Raw genomic sequence first — 18,643 nt, forward strand, 5'->3', positions numbered from 1 at the left:
TCAACCCTTGGTGGTGCCGGCGGTCAGTCCGGCTACGAGGTGGCGCTGGGCGAAGGCGAAGACGAGCGCGGCCGGTACGGCGATGATCACGGCGGCGGCGGTCATCGAACCCCAGTCGTTGGTGTACTGGTTGACGAAGGTCTGGAGGCCGCCGGCGAGCGTCAGGTTCTCCTCGCCGGTCATGAACGCGGAGGCATAGGCGACCTCGGCCCAGGCGGTGACGAAGGTGTAGAAGCCGGTGACGGCGAGCCCGGGGCGGGCCAGCGGCAGGACGAGCCGCCAGAAGGTGCCGAACGGGTTGAGGCCGTCGACCCGGCCCGCCTCGTCGATCTCCACCGGGATGGTGTCGAAGAAGCCCTTCATCATCCAGGCGCAGAACGGCACGGCGATGGTCAGGTAGGTGATGACCAGGCCCCCGGGCTGGTTGAGCAGGCCGAGGCTCGCCAGGAGGTTGTACAGCGGCACGATCAGCACCGCGACCGGGAACATCTGGGTGATCAGCAGCAGCCACATCAGCGGGCGCATGCCGGGGAAGCGGAAGCGGCTGACGGCGTAGCCGGTGGTGGCGGCGAGGAAGACGCCGAGGACGGTGGTCAGCCCGACGATGATCACCGAGTTCTTGAACCAGGTCAGGAACTCCGTGTCGGCCAGTACGTGGGTGTAATTGGCGAAGGTGAAGTGGGTGACGAGGCCGGTGGAGAAGGCGTCGTTCTTCGGTTTGAAGGACGTCACCAGCAGCCAGAGGGGCGGGAAGACGGCCAGTACGGCGGCGACGAGCAGGGCCGCGTGCAGGGCGATGGACGCCGGCCTGCCTCGCTCATGGCGTTTGCGGGGCCTGGTCACCGGGTTCCTCCGAGGATGCCCCGGCCTTCAGGTCGGGGTGGGGGCACCTCCCGCTTGCGGGGGAGAATCGGACTCCTGCGGAGCAGGGCAGCGATAGCGGGCTGGCCGTCAGGGCGATCGGGCGTCCGCTTCGCGGCGGGGTGAGGCGGTCCGCAATGATCAAGAGTTCTCAACTGTCAGTCCTCCCAGGTAGGTTCGGATGTATGTCGACAGCAGCGCAGATGACGGGGGAGGCCGGGCCTGCCCGGTACACCTTCCGTGTGCGTTTGTCGGCCACGGCGCGGCGTCAGCTTGAAGCCGAGTGGGATCGGTGCCGCTGGATCTGGAACGAATGCGTCGCGAAGTCCAAGGACGTGCACCATGACAACAAGGCCAAGGGCGAGAAGCTGACGTGTGGTCCGGCCCAGCTCGACAAGATGCTGACCGGGGCCCGCAAGTCGACGCCGTGGCTTCGTGAGGGGGCGAGCGTCCCGCAGCAGCAAGTGGTACGCGACTTCGCGAAGTCGCGGGCGAAGGCTTTGAAGGACATCAAAGACCGGTTGCCGATGCACCGCCGGGCCGGAATGCCCCGCTTCAAGCGCAAGCGCGACGCCCGCCCGAGCTTGAACTACACCCGGCGCGGTTTCCGTCTGAAAGACGGCCGCCTGCACCTGGCCGGGAACATCGTGCTGCGGGTGGTGTGGTCGCGGCGTCTTCCGGCTGAGCCTTCGAGCGTGCGCGTGTACCAAGACAGCCTTGGGCACTGGTACGCCTCCTTTGTGGCCCCGGCTGCCGTGGAGCCGCTGGCCGTGACCGGGCGTGTGCTCGGGGTGGACTGGGGCGTGAAGGAGACCGCCACCACCACCGAGGACGCCTACGACTTGCCCCATGCCGAGCACGGGCGCAATGCCGCGCAAAGGCTCGCCCGCTATCAGCGGATGATGGCCCGGAGACGCCGCCCCAAGGGGCAGCCCGCATCTGGGGGTTACCGGGCCGCTCAGGCGCAGGCCGCGAAGCTCAACAAGAAGGTCGCCCGGCAGCGGCAGGATGCCGGCCGCAAGTGGGCGAAGTCCGTGATGCGCGACCACGATGCCGTTGCCGTGGAGGACTTCCGGCCGAAGTTCCTGGCGAAAACCACCATGGCCCGCAAGGCGGCGGATGCCGCCATCGGCGCTACGAAGAGGGCCCTGGTCGAGATGGGCCACAAGCACGCGCGAGACATCCGTCTCGTGCATCCCGCGCACACCACGATGGACTGTGCGCAGTGCGGAGCGAGAGTCAAGCACGCACTACCTCTTTCTGAGAGAACGTATGCCTGCACCGCGTGCGGAGCCGCATCCCCCAGGGACAAGAACTCCGCGCACGTGATGCTGGTCCGGGCAGGACTGGTCCCGGACGGTGCTGAGGGCGTAAGACCGCCTGGTCCGCTGGTCCAGACGGCAGCCTGAGCCGTAAATCCCCGCTCAACCCTGGAGGGTGAGGATTCCCTCCCTTCAGGGAAGGGGAGCAGTCAACACACCTCTCCCTGCTTGCGCAGCGCCCGTCGGTAGACGACCGCGACGACCGAGAGCAGGACCAGGATCAGGACGCCCCAGGCCGCGGACTCGGAGAAGTTGCGGGGGCTGTCGATGAAGGAGAGCCGGTAGGCGTAGGTCACCAGGATCTCGGTGGCGTCGCCGGGGCCGCCCCGGGTCAGCAGGAAGATCACCGGGAACATGTTGAAGGTCCAGATGGTGGAGAGCAGGATGACGGTGCTGCTGACGGCCCGCAGCCCCGGCACGGTGATGTGGCGGAACCGCTGCCAGGCGCTCGCGCCGTCCATCTCGGCGGCCTCGTAGAGCTCGCCCGGTATGGACGTCAGGCCGCCGAGCAGCGCGACGAGCATGAAGGGCACGCCGAGCCAGACGTTGACGGCGATGACCGAGAGCTTGGCCCAGGTGGGGTCGTTGAGCCACGGGACCGCGTCGATACCGCCGCCGGCCAGCAGCTTGTTGAGGATGCCGTTCTTCTCGTTGTAGAGCATCCGCCAGGTGAAGACCGAGATGAAGGCGGGGATGGCCCACGGCAGGATCAGCGCGAGGCGGTAGAAGGTGCGGCCGCGCAGGGTGCGGTTGAGCATGTTCGCCAGGGCGAGGCCGGTCAGGAACGTCAGCGAGACACAGCCGACGGTCCACAGGACGGTCCAGCCGAGGCGGTCCCAGAAGACGCCGTCGGAGAGCACCGCCCGGTAGTTGTCCAGGCCGGTGAACTTGTAGGTGGCGGGGAGGTGGTTGACCCCGATGTTCCGCTCCACGTTGGCCTCGTTGGCGTCCGTGAGCGAGAGGTAGACGCCGCGCACCAGCGGGTAGCCGATGATCACCCCGATGACGAGTACCACCGGGGCGACCATCGTCCACGCGTACCAGTGGGTGCCCAGCGCCCGGCGCACCCGTACAGCAAGGGTCACTTGTAGTCCTTGAGCAGCTTCCGGTAGGCGTCGCCGGTCGCCTTGGCGGCCTGCTCGGGCGAGGAGGCGCCGGTGAGCACCTTGTTCATCTGGACCTTGACCGGCTCGAAGAGCGAGTTGCCCTCGGCGATCCAGGGGCGCTGGACGGCACCGTCGACGGCGGGCTTGAAGAACTGGACCATCTCGTTGCTCTTGACGGCCGGCACCTCGTACACGGACTTGCGGGTGGGCAGCAGGCTGAGCTTCTCGTTGGTCTGCTGCTGGACCTTGGCCGAGCTCATGTACTGCACGAAGGCGTAGGAGGCCCGGAGGTTCTTGCTGCCGGCGTAGACGGAGAGGTTCCAGCCGCCCTGCGGGGAGCCCTGGGCGGTGCTGCCGCCGGGGACGGGGGCGACGCCGAGGTTCTTCTTGTCCTTGAACGCCTTGCCGGCGCGGGCGCCCTCGATGTCCCAGGGGCCGTCGACGGCCATCGCGACGGTGCCGTCCTTGAGGGCCTTGAGCTGGTTCTCCTGGCCGTCGGTGGCGTCGGTGACCGCGGCCTTGGAGTCCACCAGGTCCTTGATCGTCTTGAACGCCCGGACACCGGCGCCGTCGTCGATCTCCACGACCTTGTCGCGGGCGTTGACCATGTCGCCGCCCTCGCCGTAGAGGTAGGGCAGGAACCAGTAGGGGTCGTCGCCGCGCAGGTAGAGGGCGGTGGCGCCGGTCTTGGACTTGATCTTCTTGGCGGCCTTGGCCAGTTCGTCGAAGGTCTTGGGCACCTCGACGCCGGCGTCCTTGAGGAGCTTCTTGTTGTAGAAGAGGCCGAGGGTGTCGATGACCTGGGGTGCGGCGTAGGTCTTGCCCTTGAACTTCGTCGAGCCGACGGCCTGCGGAAGGTAGTCGTCGGTCTTGTCGAGGGCGGGGGTGCCGTCGAGCGGCGCGAGGTAGCCGAGGTTGGCGAAGTCGGCGACCCAGGCGACCTCGGTACGCATCACGTCGGGGGCACCGGAGTTGCCCCCGGCCGCGTTCTTGAACTTGGCGTTGGCGTCGCCGAAGGGGACGTTCACATATTTGACGTGGACCTTGGGGTGCTCCTTCTGGAAACCCTCGGCAAGTTTGCGGTACGTCGCCTTCTCGGCGTCGTTGGAGGTGTCCCAGAAGGTCACGGTTCCGGACAGTTCACCCCCGCTGTCGCCGCCGCTGCCGCTGTCGCCTCCGCCGCACGCTGTCGCTGCCAGTGCCAGGCCCGCTACCAGCGCGGTGGCCGTGCTGCCCCGTATGCCACGCCGCATGTGAACTCCTTAGGGAAATGCCTCAGATGGCGGTCAGGAACGTAACAGCGCGGAAAACAAACCGAAAGACCTTGCGGCAAATTTCTGCAAGACCATGGGAACGAATTGCAACGAGATGGCTGGAACAGGACCCTCCGGGCGCCCGCGGCACCGTCACCCCGCGCCCGCCCGAGCGTTGATTGCGTGAAGGCACCGACGCCTCTTGACCTCAAAGGGACGGCAGATGACCCAGGAGCTCACTTCCCCCAGCCCCGCCCCCCAGGCCCCCGGAACGGGCCGAGGTCCGGGGTGGTGGCGCGACGCCGTCATCTACCAGGTGTATGTGCGCTCGTTCGCCGACAGCGACGGCGACGGCATCGGCGATCTGCGCGGCGCCCGCGCCCGGCTGCCGCACCTCAAAGACCTGGGGGTGGACGCCGTCTGGCTCACCCCTTTCTATGCCTCACCGCAGGCCGACGGCGGCTACGACGTCGCCGACTACCGCGCCGTCGACCCGCTCTTCGGCAGCCTCCAGGACGCCGACGACCTGATCCGCACCGCCCATGACCTGGGCCTGCGGGTGATCGTCGACATCGTCCCCAACCACACCTCCGACCGGCACCCGTGGTTCCAGGACCCCGAGCTCGCCCGGCAGCGCTACCTCTTCCGCCCCGGCAAGGGAGAGAACGGCGAACTCCCGCCCAACGACTGGGAGTCGGTCTTCGGCGGCCCGGCCTGGACCCGCACCGACCGCGGCGACTGGTATCTGCACCTCTTCGCGCCCGAACAGCCCGACCTCAACTGGGACGCCCCGGAGGTGCACGCCGAGTTCGAGGCCATCCTGCGCTTCTGGCTCGACCTCGGCGTGGACGGCTTCCGGGTCGATGTCGCACACGGCATGGTCAAGGCGCCCGGCCTGCCGGACATCGGCCACGGCCAGCAGGCCAAGCTGATCGGCAATCAGGTGCTGCCGTTCTTCGACCAGGACGGGGTGCACACCATCCACCGCGCCTGGCGCCGCCTGCTGGACGGCTACGGCGAGGCCCACGGCAAGCAGGTGGTCGGCGTCGCCGAGGCGTGGGCCCCCACCGCCGAGCGCCTCGCCCTCTACGTCCGCCCCGACGAACTGCACCAGGCCTTCAACTTCCAGTTCCTGAACGCCCCTTGGGAGGCCGGCGCACTGCGCGAGGTCATCGACGCCTCGCTCGCCGCCACCACCTCGGTCGGCGCTCCGACGACCTGGGTGCTGTCCAACCACGACGTCGTACGGCACACCACCCGGCTCGGCGGCGGCCTGGACCGCGCCCGCGCCGCCACCCTCCTGATGCTGGCGCTGCCCGGCTCCGCCTACCTCTACCAGGGCGAGGAACTGGGCCTGCCCGAGGTCACCGACCTGCCCGACGAGGTCCGCCAGGACCCGGCCTTCTTCCGCGGCGGCCGGACCGCGGGCGCCGCCGCCACCAGCGGCCAGGACGGCTTCCGCGACGGCTGCCGGGTGCCGCTCCCCTGGTCCGGCGAGCTGCCGCCGTACGGCTTCGGCGACGGTGGCAGCTGGCTGCCGCAGCCCGGCGACTGGGCCGCCCTCACCGTCGAGGCCCAGACCGGCGACCCCGCCTCCACCCTGGAGCTCTACCGCACCGCCCTCGCCCTCCGCCGCCGGCTGCCGGGACTGGGCGACGGGGAGATGAGCTGGGCCCCCGCACCCGACGGGGTACTCGCCTTCACCCGGCCCGGCCTGCTGTGCGCCGTCAACACACTGGGTCACGAGGTGGAGCTGCCGCCGCCCGGCGCGCTGCTGCTGGCCAGCGCCCCGGTGACCGGCAAGGGTGCCGCCGCGGTGCTCCCCGGTGACAGCTGCACCTGGTGGGCAATCTGAGAGCCGAACGGTACAGTCCCACCCATGACCGCCCGGCTGGCCGATATCGCAGCGCAGGCGGGTGTCAGCGAGGCCACCGTCAGCCGGGTGCTCAATGGAAAGCCCGGTGTCTCCGCCACCACCCGCCAGTCCGTGCTTGCCGCCCTCGATGTGCTGGGCTACGAGCGTCCGGTGCGGCTGCGGCAGCGCAGCGCCGGGCTGGTCGGACTGATCACCCCGGAGCTGGAGAACCCGATCTTCCCGGCGTTCGCCCAGGTCATCGGGCAGGCCCTGACCCGCCAGGGCTATACGCCGGTCCTGGCGACCCAGACGCCGGGCGGCTCCACCGAGGACGAGCTGACCGAGATGCTGGTGGACCGCGGAGTGGCCGGCATCATCTTCGTCTCCGGGCTGCACGCGGACACCTCCGCCGATATGCAGCGCTATGAGCAGCTGCGCGGCCAGGGCGTCCCGTTCGTCCTCATCAACGGCTTCTCCGACAAGGTGCAGGCGCCGTTCGTCTCCCCCGACGACCGGGCCGCGGTGGACCTGGCGGTCACCCACCTCAGCGCGCTCGGCCACCGGCGGATCGGGCTGGCGCTCGGCCCCAAGCGCTTCGTTCCCGTGCAGCGCAAGATCGAGGGCTTTGTCCGCAGCATGCAGGAGCGGCTCCAGCTCGGCCCGGCCGAGGCGGAGCCGTTCATCCAGCACTCCCTCTACACCCTGGAGGGCGGCCAGGCCGCCGCGGGCGCGCTGATCGAGCGCGGCGCCACGGCCATCGTCTGCGCCAGCGACATGATGGCGCTCGGCGCGATCCGCGCCGCCCGGCAGCGCGGGCTCGACGTCCCCGGTGACGTCTCCGTGGTCGGCTTCGACGACTCCCCGCTCATCGCCTTCACCGACCCGCCGCTGACCACGATCCGGCAGCCGGTGACGGCCATGGGACAGGCGGCGGTCCGGGCCCTCCTGGAAGAGGTCGGCGGTACCCCCGCCCCCCACAGCGAGTTCGTCTTCCACCCCGAACTGGTGGTACGCGGCTCGACCGCCTCGGCACCCCGCACCACGGCACGGATCCCGAAGCCGTCGCGGGCTCACTGAGCGCCGTATCACCCGTAAGTACGGGGTCCTGACATACCCCACAGGTCCCATACAAGGCCCCGGATACCCGCCCGAAGGATGATCGGCAAGACGTCCGTTTCTGGCAGACTGTCTGCCTATGGGTGATGCGAATACGAGGATTTTGGACGGCCCGCCGACCACCCCGCCACCCAAGGGGGAACACGCGGACCGCCCGGTGACCGACAGCCGACTGGCCCGTCTGCGTGCTCCCCGCTCCCCCCGGCTCTGGTTCGAGATCCTGCTGATCGCGGTCAGTTACTGGACCTACTCGGTGGTCCGCAACGCCGTGCCCGAGCAGAAGATCCAGGCCCTGAAGAACGCCGACTGGGTCTGGCAGGCGGAGCACTTCCTGGGCATCGCCGTCGAACGCACCGTCAACCACGCGGTGAACTCCGTGACGTGGCTGATCGTCACGATGAACTACTACTACGCGACACTGCACTTCGTCGTCACGATCGGTGTCCTCATCTGGCTCTACCGCTGGCACCCCGGCCGCTACGCCGCCGCCCGGCTGGCCCTGTTCACCACCACCGGTCTCGCCCTGATCGGCTATTACCTCTACCCGCTGGCGCCACCCCGGCTGATGCCGGACGGCGGCTTCGTCGACACCCTCGTCAACCACGGCACCTGGGGCTCGATGGCGTCCGGCAACCTCGCCGCGATGTCCAACCAGTACGCCGCGATGCCGTCCATGCACATCGGCTGGTCGCTGTGGTGCGGCCTGACGATCGCGCTGCTCGCCAAGCCGCTCTGGGGCAAGGCGCTCGGCCTGCTCTACCCCACCGTCACCCTGCTGGTGATCATCTCCACCGCCAACCACTTCTGGCTGGACGCGGTGGGCGGCGTGCTGTGCCTGTCACTGGGCTTCGCGCTGGCCTCCGCGTGGTACGGGAGGCTGCCGCACCGGCTGGCGCGGGTGCTGCCGGCCACGGCGTGAGCCGCGGCCGGCGTGGCCGCCGGGTCAGTCCCGGACGACGCCGTCAGCAGTGGGGGGCCGCCTTTTGGCCTCCGTGTGATACCACTCGATGAGGTGCGTGCGGAAGAGCATGGAAGCGAATGCCGGGTCCCAGTCCGCACTCAACTCGGGCACCACATTCCGCTGCCATTCGAAGGCCACCCCGGGATGACTCGCCATGGCGAAGGTGGCAGTGACCCAGACACCCTGCTCTCTCCGGTCGACATGCATTTCCCGCAAGGAACCCTGATCCTCCTCCGAGGCCAGACTCTTCGGCAGGGAGCGTTCCAGGGACCGCTGAAATTGCGCGAGCCACTCTTCCACCGCCATACCGCCACGCGGCGTATGGTCCACGGCCTCTCCTTTCGGTCCCGTCATTCAAGGAACGCCGTAATGACCCCCGGCCCCTACGCCCCGTAGAAGATCTCCTCGACGACCGCCCGTGCCCTGCGGGTCACCCGGCGGTAGTCGTCGATCATCTCGCCCGTCTGGCCTTCCTCGTAGCCGAGGTAGCGGCCCACGGCCGCCAGTTCGCGGCCGTCGACGGGGAAGGTGTCGCCGGGGCGGCCCCGGACGACCATCACGGCGTTGCGTACGCGGGCGGCCAGGACCCAGGCCTCGTCCAGGGTCTGGGCGTCCTCGGTGCCGATCAGTTCGGCGGCGTGGGCGGCGGCGAGTGCCTCGCGGGTGCGGGTGGTGCGCAGGCCGGGGATTTCCCAGCCGTGCTGCATCTGGAGCAGCTGTACGGTCCACTCGACATCGCTCAGGCCGCCGCGCCCCAGCTTGGCGTGGGTGGTGGGGTCCGCGCCGCGGGGCAGCCGCTCGGCCTCCATACGGGCCTTGAGCTTGCGGATCTCGCGGACCGCGTCCTCGCCGAGGCCCTCGGCTGGGTAGCGGAGCGGGTCGATGAGTTCGATGAACCGCTCGCCCAGTTCGATGTCGCCGGCGACCGGTTCGGCGCGCAGCAGGGCCTGCGACTCCCAGACCAGGGACCAGCGCCGGTAGTAGGCGGCGTAGGAAGCGAGGGTCCGTACCAGCGGGCCCGTGCGGCCCTCCGGGCGGAGGTCCGCGTCGATGAGCAACGGCGGGTCGGAGGAGGGGAGTTCGAGCAGCCGGCGCATCTCGTTGGCGACGGCGTGCGCGGCCTTGGCGGCCTCCTGCTCGTCGGCGCCCTCGCGTGGCTCATGGACGAAGAGGATGTCGGCGTCCGAGCCGTAGTTGAGCTCATGGCCGCCGAACCGGCCCATGCCGATCACCGCGAAGCGGGTGGGCAGGGTGTCGCCCCACTGCTCGCGGACGGCGGCGCGCAGCGCCCCGGCGAGGGTGGCGGCGTTGAGGTCGGAGACGGCGGAGCCGACGGCGTCGACGGAGCGGCCGTGGTCGTTCGCCGCGGGGCTGAACTCCGTGCCGTACGCGCCGATCACATCAGCGGCGGCCGTACGGAACAGCTCTCTGCGGCGCACCCCGCGGGCCGCCGCGACCGCGGCCTCGGCACCGTCCGCGCGGCCGACCGCGGCCAGCACCTCCTGTTCCAGGGCGGCCCGGCCGCGGGGCTGGAGCCCGTCGGGGGCGCCCAGCAGGGCGACCGCCTCGGGGGCGCGCAGCAGCAGATCGGGGGCGAGCCGGCCGGCCGAGAGCACCCGGGCGAGGTTCTCGGCGGCGGCGCCCTCATCACGCAGCAGCCGCAGGTACCAGGGGGTCTTGCCGAGCGCGTCGGACACCTTGCGGAAGTTGAGCAGTCCGGCGTCCGGGTCGGCGGAGTCCGCGAACCAGGCGAGCAGCACCGGCAGCAGGGTCCGCTGGATGGCGGCCTTGCGGGTCACGCCGGAGGCGAGGGCCTCCAGGTGGCGCAGCGCGGCGACCGGGTCGGCGTAGCCGAGGGCTTCGAGGCGGTGGCCGGCGGCCTTGGCCGAGAGCCGGGTCTCGCCGGGCTCCAGGTGGGCGACGGCGTCGAGCAGCGGACGGTAGAAGAGCTTCTCGTGCAGCCGGCGCACCTCGCGGGCGTGCCAGCGCCACTCCCTGCGGAGGGTGTCGACCGGCTCGGTGCGCAGGCCCAACGAGCGGGCCAGCCGCCGCAGTTCACCCTCGTCCTCGGGCATCAGATGCGTACGGCGCATCCGGAAGAGCTGGATCCGGTGTTCCAGCGTGCGCAGGAAGCGGTAGGCGGCGTCCAGGGCCGCGGCGTCCTGGCGTCCGACGTAGCCGCCGGCCGCCAGCGCGGCGAGGGCGTCGAGGGTGGTGGCGCTGCGCAGGGTGGCATCGCTGCGGCCGTGCACGAGCTGGAGCAGCTGTACGGCGAACTCGACATCGCGCAGCCCGCCGGGGCCCAGCTTCAGCTCCCGTTCGACCTGGGCAGCGGGGATGTTCTCGACGACCCGGCGGCGCATCTGGCGCACATCGGCGACGAAGTTCTCCCGCTCGGCGACCTCCCAGACCATGGGCGCCAGCGCGTCCACGTACTCCTGCCCCAGCTGGAGGTCACCGGCCATCGGGCGGGCCTTGAGCAGCGCCTGGAACTCCCAGGTCTTGGCCCAGCGCTGGTAGTAGGCGAGATGGCTGCTGAGGGTGCGTACCAGCGGGCCGTTGCGGCCCTCGGGGCGCAGGTTGGCGTCCACCGGCCAGATCGTGCCCTCGACGGTGTTGTCCGAGCAGAGCCGCATCATGCGGGCGGCGAGCCGGGTCGCGGCCTGGAGGGCCTTGCCCTCGTCCACGCCCTCCTTGGCCTCGGCGACGAAGATGACATCGACGTCGGAGACGTAGTTCAGCTCGCGGCCGCCGCATTTGCCCATGCCGATGACGGCCAGCCGGCTCACCGCGGCGTCGCCGGGCGCCTCTTCGTAGGAGATCTCCAGGGCGGCCCGGACCGTGGCGGTGGCCAGGTCCGCCAGCTCCGCGGCGGCCTCGGCGACATCGGTGGTGCCGCACACGTCGCGGGCGGCGATGCCCAGCAGGGAGCGGCGGTAGGCGGTGCGCAGCGCGTCCGCGCGCGGCCGTTCGGCGTTCTGCCCGCCCCAGATCCCCTCGGCGAGCGCCAGCTCGAACTCGGGGGTGGTGGGGTGCAGATCCACCGACTCGTACGTGACCAGCGACTGCCAGTCGTGCGGATGCCGGACGAGGTGGTCGGCGAGCGCCTCGGAGGCGCCCAGCACCCCCAGCAGCCGGTCGCGCAGCGGTTTCGCCGCGACGACGGTGCTCAGCAGCGTCTGCTGCTCGTCCGGCTCCTGGGCCTCGACCAGCCGGGCCAGGCTGTGCAGGGCGAGGTCCGGGTCCGCGGTGGCGCCCAGCGCCTCCAGCAGTACCGAGTCATCGCGCACGGAGGCGAACGGAGCGGAATCGAGCAGCTCCCCGGCCGCCGAGGGATCGGTGAAACCGTGCCTCAGCAGCCGGGTGAAGGTGCTGCTCCGCCGTCCCTGCGGAGCGGGAAGTGCCATGGGTGCAAGCCTCTCGGTGGCGCGGTGGCTCAGAGCACGGGCAGCATCTTGCGCAGCTCGAAGGCGGTGACCTCGGAGCGGTACTCCTCCCACTCCTGCTTCTTGTTGCGCAGGAAGAAGTCGAAGACATGCTCGCCGAGGGTCTCGGCGACCAGTTCGCTGCGCTCCATGAGCTCGATGGCCTCGCCGAGGTTCTGCGGCAGCGGTTCGATGCCCATCGCGCGGCGCTCGGAGTCGGACAGCGCCCAGACGTCGTCATCGGCGCCGGCCGGCAGCTCGTAGCCCTCCTCGATGCCCTTGAGGCCGGCGGCGAGCAGCACCGCGTAGCACAGATAGGGGTTGGCGCCGGAGTCGATGGAGCGGACCTCGACCCGGGTCGAGCCCATCTTGCCGGGCTTGTACATGGGCACGCGGATCAGCGCGGAGCGGTTGTTGTGGCCCCAGCAGATGTAGGAGGGGGCCTCGCCGCCGGCGCCCGCGGTGCGGTTGGCGCCGCCCCAGATGCGCTTGTAGGAGTTGACCCACTGGTTGGTGACGGCGGAGATCTCCCCGGCGTGCCGCAGCAGACCGGCGATGAACGAGCGGCCGACCTTGGAGAGTTGGTACTCGGAGCCGGACTCGTGGAAGGCGTTGCGGTCGCCCTCGAAGAGCGAGAGGTGGGTGTGCATGCCGGAGCCCGGGTACTCCGAGAACGGCTTGGGCATGAAGGTGGCCTGCACGCCCTGCTCCAGCGCGACCTGCTTCATGACCAGCCGGAACGTCATGATGTTGTCGGCGGTCGAGAGCGCGTCGGCGTACCGCAGATCGATCTCCTGCTGGCCGGGTGCGCCCTCGTGGTGGCTGAACTCCACCGAGATGCCCATCGACTCCAGCATCGTGATCGCCTGCCGGCGGAAGTCCATGCCGACGTTCTGCGGGGTGTGGTCGAAGTAGCCGGAGGAGTCACCGGGGGTCGGCCGCTGGCCGTCCACGGGCTTGTCCTTGAGCAGGAAGAACTCGATCTCGGGGTGGGTGTAGAAGGTGAACCCGAGGTCGGAGGTCTTGGCCAGGATGCGCTTGAGGACATAGCGCGGGTCGGCGTAGGAGGGGGAGCCGTCCGGCATCAGGATGTCGCAGAACATCCGGGCGGTACCGGGGGCCTCGGCGCGCCAGGGCAGGATCTGGAAGGTGCCGGGGTCGGGCTTGGCAATCATGTCGGATTCGTATACCCGTGCGAATCCTTCGATGGCCGAGCCGTCGAAGCCGATGCCCTCGTCGAAGGCCTGCTCCAGCTCCGCGGGGGCCACCGCCACGGACTTGAGGAACCCGAGCACGTCGGTGAACCACAGCCGTACGAAGCGGATGTCGCGCTCCTCGAGCGTACGGAGCACAAACTCCTGCTGCTTGTCCATGGGTCACCAATCCTTGCAGGTCAATCGGCCCGTCCAGCCACGTGGAACAACGTGCTGTGGCACCAGTATCACGTGAGGGGGTTACCGTCACATTACGCACCCTTGGCCTGAACCAGAACCGCCGTCCCGTAACCCTCACCTCGCATCCTTCCCGCAGCGCACCGGCTCAGCGCGGCCGGCGGCGGCAATCGGGCGGCTTGGTCCACTCTTGAACGCTCGCCGAGGACTCATTGACCCGGAAGTGAGGGGGTCGTTCCCCGGCCGGTGAAGGGGTCGCGGTACCCCTCGGGGGTAGGCTGCGAGGTGCCGGCCGCCCCGGCGTCCGCCGGTTCGTCGTTCCGTCGAGAGGTCCGCGATGCGCGAAATGGGCAAGGCCGCCGCCGGGCCGTGGCCCATATCCGTGCCGCCACGCCATGACCTCCCCGACCGCCCGTCGGTGCCGCGCGTGTAGGTGCGCGCCCTGCCGCCGACGCCCGCCGGAGTCCGCGGCAGTGCCCCCGCCGCCCGTCCCCCCTCACCCAGCGACACCGTCACGAGGTGCTTCTCTATGCGTACGCACTCCCGCCGCGCCCTGCTCGGCGCGGGTATCGCCGTGGTCGGCAGCGGTCTGCTGGCCGCCCGTGCCGCCGGCGACCTCAGCTCCGGCCCGCACACGGGCACGGACGGCAGGGACCACGCCCACGGGCCACAGCGCCCCACCCCGTCCGACTATGTCGCGCCGGACGGCCCGGAGGTCGTCGAGGCCGAGCGCAAGCGGAGCCCGGGACCGGTGCGCGAGTTCACCATGACCGCCGCCCCGGCCCACATCGACCTGGGCGGCCACACCGTCGACACCTGGGCGTACGGCGAGGCGCTGCCCGGCAAGGAAATCCGGGTCACGGCGGGCGACACGCTCGCCATGACCCTCGTCAACCATCTGCCGCAGTCCACCTCCGTGCACTGGCACGGACTGGCGCTGCGCAACGACATGGACGGGGTCCCCACCCTCACCCAGCGGCCCGTCCTGCCCGGCGCCTCCTTCCCCTACCGGTTCGCGGTCACCCACCCCGGCACCTACTGGCTGCACCCGCACTCCCGCGTCCAGCAGGACCGCGGGCTGTACGCACCGCTGATCGTCGAGGACCCCAAGGAGCCGCTCTCCTACGACAGGGAGTGGGTCGTCGTGCTGGACGACTGGGTCGACGGGGTGGACGGCAGCACCCCGGACAGCGTGCTCGCCGAACTGAACCGGGGCATGGGCGGCAAGGCGGGCCACGGGGGCATGCACATGGACGAGGGCGAGAACGGCGGGGAGCACGGCGCGCCCGCCGCGGGCTCCGAGCCCGGCGGCGGCCCGTCGCGGATGCTGACCGGCTCCTACAGCAAGCTGCTCGGCGGCGACGCGGGCGATGTGGACTACCCGTACCACCTCATCAACGGCCGGCTCGCCAAGGACGCGGAGACCTTCCGCGCCAAGCCCGGCGACCGCATCCGGATCCGCTTCCTCAACGCGGGCGCCGACACCGCCTACCGGGTCGCGCTCGGCGGCCACGCCATGACCGTGACGCACGCCGACGGCTTCCCCGTCGAGCACGCCGAGACCGAGGCGCTGCTGCTCGGCATGGGTGAGCGCTTCGACGTCCTGGTCACGGCCAAGGACGGCGTCTTCCCGCTGACCGCGCTCGCCGAGGGCAAGAAGCACACGGCCCGGGCCGTGCTGCGTACCGGCGGCGGCGAGGCACCCGGGGAGTCCACCCGGCCCGAGGAGCTGGACGGCCGGCTGCTGTCCGCGTACCGGCTCCGGGCGGCCGAGAGCGCACGGGCGGTGTCCCGCCGCCCCGACCGCACCGTCGAGCTGAAGCTCACCGGCTCCATGGACAAGTTCGACTGGGCGATCAACGGGCGGCAGTACTCACCGTCCCACCGGGACCCGATCCGGGCCGGTGAGCGGGTGCGGCTCGCCATCCGCAACCACACCCGGATGTGGCACCCCGTACACATCCACGGGCACCACTTCGCGCTGCCGAACGGCGGGCCCCGCAAGGACAGCGCGATCGTGCTGCCGGGACGCAGCCTCGATGTCGACTTCGACGCCGACAACCCCGGGCTGTGGATGGTCCATTGCCACAACGTCTATCACTCGGAGTCGGGGATGATGACGGTGCTCGGCTACCTCAAGGATTAGGGGCCGGCGCAGGGGGCGAGCCGACGCCGCCGGTCACGTCCGCGGCGCCGCCGGTACCGCTCCACCCCCATTGCGTCAGAAAGACGATTAGACTGGCGGGGTGCCTCAACTTCGTCTCGCCCTCAATCAGATCGATTCCTGTGTCGGCGACCTCGACCAGAACGCCGGGACGATCCTGCGCTGGACCCGGCACGCCGCCGGCCAGGGCGCCCACCTCGTCGCGTTCCCCGAGATGGCGCTGACCGGCTACCCCGTCGAGGACCTCGCGCTGCGCCGCTCCTTCGTCGAGGCGAGCCGCGCCGCGCTGCGGACGCTGGCCGCCCGGCTGGCCGAGCAGGGGCTGGGCGAGCTGCCGGTGATCGTCGGCTATCTCGATCACGGTACGCAGGCCACCCCGCGCTACGGCCGTCCCGCGGGCGCCCCGCAGAACGCCGCCGCCGTGCTGTACCGCGGCGAGGTCGCGCTGTCCTTCGCCAAGCACCACCTGCCCAACTACGGCGTCTTCGACGAGTTCCGCTACTTCGTCCCCGGCGACACGCTGCCCGTCGTACGGGTGCACGGGGTGGATGTCGCGCTGGCCATCTGCGAGGACCTGTGGCAGGACGGCGGACGGGTGCCGGCGGCGCGCAGCGCGGGCGCCGGGCTGCTGCTGTCGGTCAACGCCTCACCGTACGAGCGGGACAAGGACGACACCCGGCTGGAGCTGGTCCGCCGGCGGGCCCAGGAGGCCGGCTGCACCACCGCCTATCTGGCGATGATCGGCGGGCAGGACGAGCTGGTCTTCGACGGCGACTCGATCGTGGTCGACAAGGACGGCGGGGTGATCGCGCGGGCGCCGCAGTTCGCTGAGGGCTGTGTGCTGGTCGATCTGGACCTGCCGGCCGCGGCGCCCGAGCCCCCCTCGGGGGTCCTGGACGACGGGCTGCGCGTCACCCATGTCACCCTCTCCCCCGACCCGCTGCCGCCCTACCCTCCCGAGACCCCCGGCGGCCGGGCCGAGCGCCTCCCCGACCTGGAGGAGATCTACACCGCGCTGGTCGTCGGCCTGCGGGCCTACGTCGCCAAGAACGGCTTCCGCAGTGTGGTGCTCGGGCTCTCCGGCGGGATCGACTCCGCGCTGGTCGCCGCCCTGGCCTGTGACGCGCTGGGGGCGGAACAGGTGCATGCGGTGGCGATGCCGTCCCGCTATTCGTCGGAGCACTCCCTCACCGACGCCGCCGAACTCGCCCGCCGTACGGGCCTGTCCTTCCGTACGGTGCCGATCGGCCCGATGTTCGACGCCTACATGGCCGCGCTGCCGCTGACCGGCCTGGCCGAGGAGAATCTCCAGTCGCGCCTCCGGGGCACCACCCTGATGGCCATCTCCAACCAGGAGGGCCATCTGGTCCTCGCGCCCGGCAACAAGTCCGAGCTGGCCTGCGGCTATTCGACCCTCTACGGCGACTCGGTGGGCGGTTACGGCCCCATCAAGGACGTCTACAAATCCGTCGTCTACCAGCTGGCCCGCTGGCGCAACCAGGCCGCCGCCGACCGCGGGCAGACCCCGCCGATCCCGGAGAACACCCTCAGCAAGCCCCCGAGCGCCGAACTCCGCCCCGGCCAGGTCGACACCGACTCGCTCCCCGACTACGCCGTCCTGGACCGCATCCTGGAGCTGTATGTCGACCGCGACCACGGCCGGGAGGAGATCGTCGCCCAGGGCTTCGACGCCGAGCTGGTGACGCGGGTGCTGCGGATGGTCGACCACGCCGAGTACAAGCGCCGCCAGTACCCGCCCGGCCCCAAGATTTCCGCGAAGGGCTTCGGCAAGGACCGCCGGCTGCCGATCACCAACCACTGGCGGGAAGGGGCCTGATGGGGCGTCAGGTGAGGGCGGCGGGGTGAGTGACCGACCCGCCCGCCCCCGCGGGGCGTCCGTGCGCGGTCAGCCGGCGCGGTCCCCGGCCGGCACCGCCGCGCCGGTGGTCCGCTCCGTCTCCGCCTCGCCGCTGCGGGCCACGATCCGGGACGGGTCCCGGTCGCCGCGGTCCAGGAGACCGGCCACGAGGGCGACGGCCAGGCCGAGGGCCGCCAGCACCGCGCCGACCAGCGTCGGGGAGGTCCAGCCCCAGCCGGCCGCCAGGGCCAGGCCGCCGACCCAGGCGCCGCCGGCGTTGGCGAGGTTGAAGGCGGACTGGTTGGAGGCGGCGGCCAGCGTCGGAGCCTGCTGGGCCTTGTTCATGACCAGCATCTGGAGCGGCGTGGTGGTCAGGAAGCCGACGGCACCGATGACGACGACCGTGGCCAGTGCCGCCCCCTTCACCTGGGCGGTGAAGTGGAAGGCCGTCAGGACGAGGGCCAGGGCGGCCAGCGAGCCGTACAGGGTCGGGCGCAGGGCCCGGTCGGTGAGCGGGCCCGCGGCCAGCGCGCCGAGCGTCATCCCGATGCCGAAGAGGGCGAGGACCAGCGGGACCGAGCCCTCCGCGAAGCCGGTGACCTCGGTCATCATCGACGCGAGGTAGCTGTAGACGGCGAAGATCCCGGCGAAGCCGAAGACGGTGGTGAGCAGGCCGAGCAGCACCTGGCGGTTGCCCAGCGCCCGCAGCTCGCGGCCCAGGCCGGTGCGCTCGTCGGCCGGCAGCGGGGGAACCAGCCGGGCCAGGGCGGCCATCGCGACCAGGCCGATGGCGGCCACGATGAGGAAGGTGGCGCGCCAGCCGAACCGCTGGCCCAGGAGGGTCGCGGCGGGCACCCCGATGATGTTGGCGATGGTCAGCCCGAGGAACATCGTGGCGACCGCGCGGGCCTGGCGGCCCTCCCGCACCAGCCGGGCGGCGACCACCGCGCCCACGCCGAAGAACGCCCCGTGCGGCAGGCCGGCCAGCAGCCGCCCGGCGACCAGCAGCCCGAAGGTGGGGGCCAGGGCGGAGGCGAGGTTGCCGACCGTGAAGACCGCCATCAGCCAGACCAGCATCCGCTTGCGCGGGATACGGGAGCCGAGGGCGGTCAGGAGCGGGGCGCCGATGACGACGCCGAGGGCATAGGCGGAGACGAGGTAGCCGGCGGTGGGCACCGAGGTGCCCAGATCGTCCGCGACGTTGGGCAGCAGGCCCATCATCACGAACTCCGTGGTGCCGATACCGAAGGCCGAGATCGCGAGCGCGAGCAGAGCCAAGGGCATGAAAGACCTTTCGGGGTGTTGCGTGCGGCGGGCACGCGGACAGCGGA

13 protein-coding genes are annotated in these 18,643 nt (G+C 70.7%); 6 read left to right on the forward strand and 7 right to left on the reverse strand.

The window, feature by feature from the left end; all coding sequences use genetic code 11:
- Positions 1-843, reverse strand: coding sequence for a sugar ABC transporter permease (locus ACZ4XD_RS00170; protein WP_468036629.1), 843 nt, complete (start codon positions 841-843; stop codon positions 1-3).
- 203 nt (positions 844-1,046) lie between these two features.
- Here ACZ4XD_RS00170 and ACZ4XD_RS00175 point away from each other — a divergent pair, with 203 nt between their 5' ends.
- Positions 1,047-2,270: an RNA-guided endonuclease InsQ/TnpB family protein gene (locus tag ACZ4XD_RS00175; protein WP_468036631.1), complete on the forward strand. Its 1,224-nt coding sequence runs from the start codon at positions 1,047-1,049 to the stop codon at positions 2,268-2,270.
- Positions 2,271-2,332: 62 nt separating this feature from the next.
- On the opposite strand, the gene ACZ4XD_RS00180 is transcribed toward ACZ4XD_RS00175, so the two are convergent.
- Together ACZ4XD_RS00180 and ACZ4XD_RS00185 are read right to left on the reverse strand one after the other, a co-directional pair.
- Positions 2,333-3,268, reverse strand: coding sequence for a carbohydrate ABC transporter permease (locus tag ACZ4XD_RS00180; RefSeq protein ID WP_468036633.1), 936 nt, complete (start codon positions 3,266-3,268; stop codon positions 2,333-2,335).
- A complete protein-coding gene (locus ACZ4XD_RS00185) occupies positions 3,265-4,542 on the reverse strand; it encodes an extracellular solute-binding protein (RefSeq protein WP_468036635.1) in 1,278 nt (425 codons plus the stop codon). Before ACZ4XD_RS00185 ends, ACZ4XD_RS00180 begins: the two co-directional genes overlap by 4 nt.
- A gap of 223 nt (positions 4,543-4,765) precedes the next feature.
- Here ACZ4XD_RS00185 and ACZ4XD_RS00190 point away from each other — a divergent pair, with 223 nt between their 5' ends.
- From ACZ4XD_RS00190 to ACZ4XD_RS00200, 3 genes are all read left to right on the forward strand, one after another.
- Complete coding sequence (locus tag ACZ4XD_RS00190; protein ID WP_468036637.1) at positions 4,766-6,397, forward strand: glycoside hydrolase family 13 protein; 1,632 nt, start codon at positions 4,766-4,768, stop codon at positions 6,395-6,397.
- 24 nt (positions 6,398-6,421) lie between these two features.
- On the forward strand, positions 6,422-7,474 hold the full coding sequence (locus tag ACZ4XD_RS00195) for a LacI family DNA-binding transcriptional regulator (RefSeq protein ID WP_468036639.1): 1,053 nt from the start codon (positions 6,422-6,424) through the stop codon (positions 7,472-7,474).
- 118 nt (positions 7,475-7,592) lie between these two features.
- Positions 7,593-8,432 carry a phosphatase PAP2 family protein gene (locus ACZ4XD_RS00200; protein WP_468036641.1) on the forward strand — a complete coding sequence of 280 codons (840 nt, stop codon included), beginning with the start codon at positions 7,593-7,595 and terminating at the stop codon, positions 8,430-8,432.
- A 24-nt stretch (positions 8,433-8,456) separates the two neighbouring features.
- Here ACZ4XD_RS00200 and ACZ4XD_RS00205 read toward each other — a convergent pair whose 3' ends face one another.
- The 3 genes from ACZ4XD_RS00205 to glnA are packed head-to-tail and all read right to left on the reverse strand — an operon-like array spanning position 8,457 to position 13,272.
- Positions 8,457-8,804 carry a hypothetical protein gene (locus tag ACZ4XD_RS00205; protein ID WP_468036643.1) on the reverse strand — a complete coding sequence of 116 codons (348 nt, stop codon included), beginning with the start codon at positions 8,802-8,804 and terminating at the stop codon, positions 8,457-8,459.
- Between the two features lie 53 nt (positions 8,805-8,857).
- A complete protein-coding gene (locus ACZ4XD_RS00210) occupies positions 8,858-11,881 on the reverse strand; it encodes a bifunctional [glutamine synthetase] adenylyltransferase/[glutamine synthetase]-adenylyl-L-tyrosine phosphorylase (RefSeq protein WP_468036645.1) in 3,024 nt (1,007 codons plus the stop codon).
- Positions 11,882-11,910: 29 nt separating this feature from the next.
- The gene (gene glnA / locus ACZ4XD_RS00215; protein ID WP_042154106.1) at positions 11,911-13,272 is read right to left on the reverse strand and encodes a type I glutamate--ammonia ligase; all 1,362 of its coding nucleotides are present in this window, start codon (positions 13,270-13,272) and stop codon (positions 11,911-11,913) included.
- Positions 13,273-13,819: 547 nt separating this feature from the next.
- On the opposite strand from glnA, the gene ACZ4XD_RS00220 reads away from it, so the two are divergent.
- The gene (locus tag ACZ4XD_RS00220; protein WP_468036647.1) at positions 13,820-15,436 is read left to right on the forward strand and encodes a multicopper oxidase family protein; all 1,617 of its coding nucleotides are present in this window, start codon (positions 13,820-13,822) and stop codon (positions 15,434-15,436) included.
- A gap of 100 nt (positions 15,437-15,536) precedes the next feature.
- Positions 15,537-17,291 carry an NAD+ synthase gene (locus ACZ4XD_RS00225; RefSeq protein WP_468036649.1) on the forward strand — a complete coding sequence of 585 codons (1,755 nt, stop codon included), beginning with the start codon at positions 15,537-15,539 and terminating at the stop codon, positions 17,289-17,291.
- Positions 17,292-17,360: 69 nt separating this feature from the next.
- Here ACZ4XD_RS00225 and ACZ4XD_RS00230 read toward each other — a convergent pair whose 3' ends face one another.
- Entirely contained in the window at positions 17,361-18,596 is a 1,236-nt protein-coding gene (locus tag ACZ4XD_RS00230) for an MFS transporter (RefSeq protein ID WP_468036651.1), read from the reverse strand.
- Between the last annotated feature and the right edge of the window lie 47 nt (positions 18,597-18,643).

This window comes from Streptomyces sp. NPDC029466, assembly GCF_055574515.1.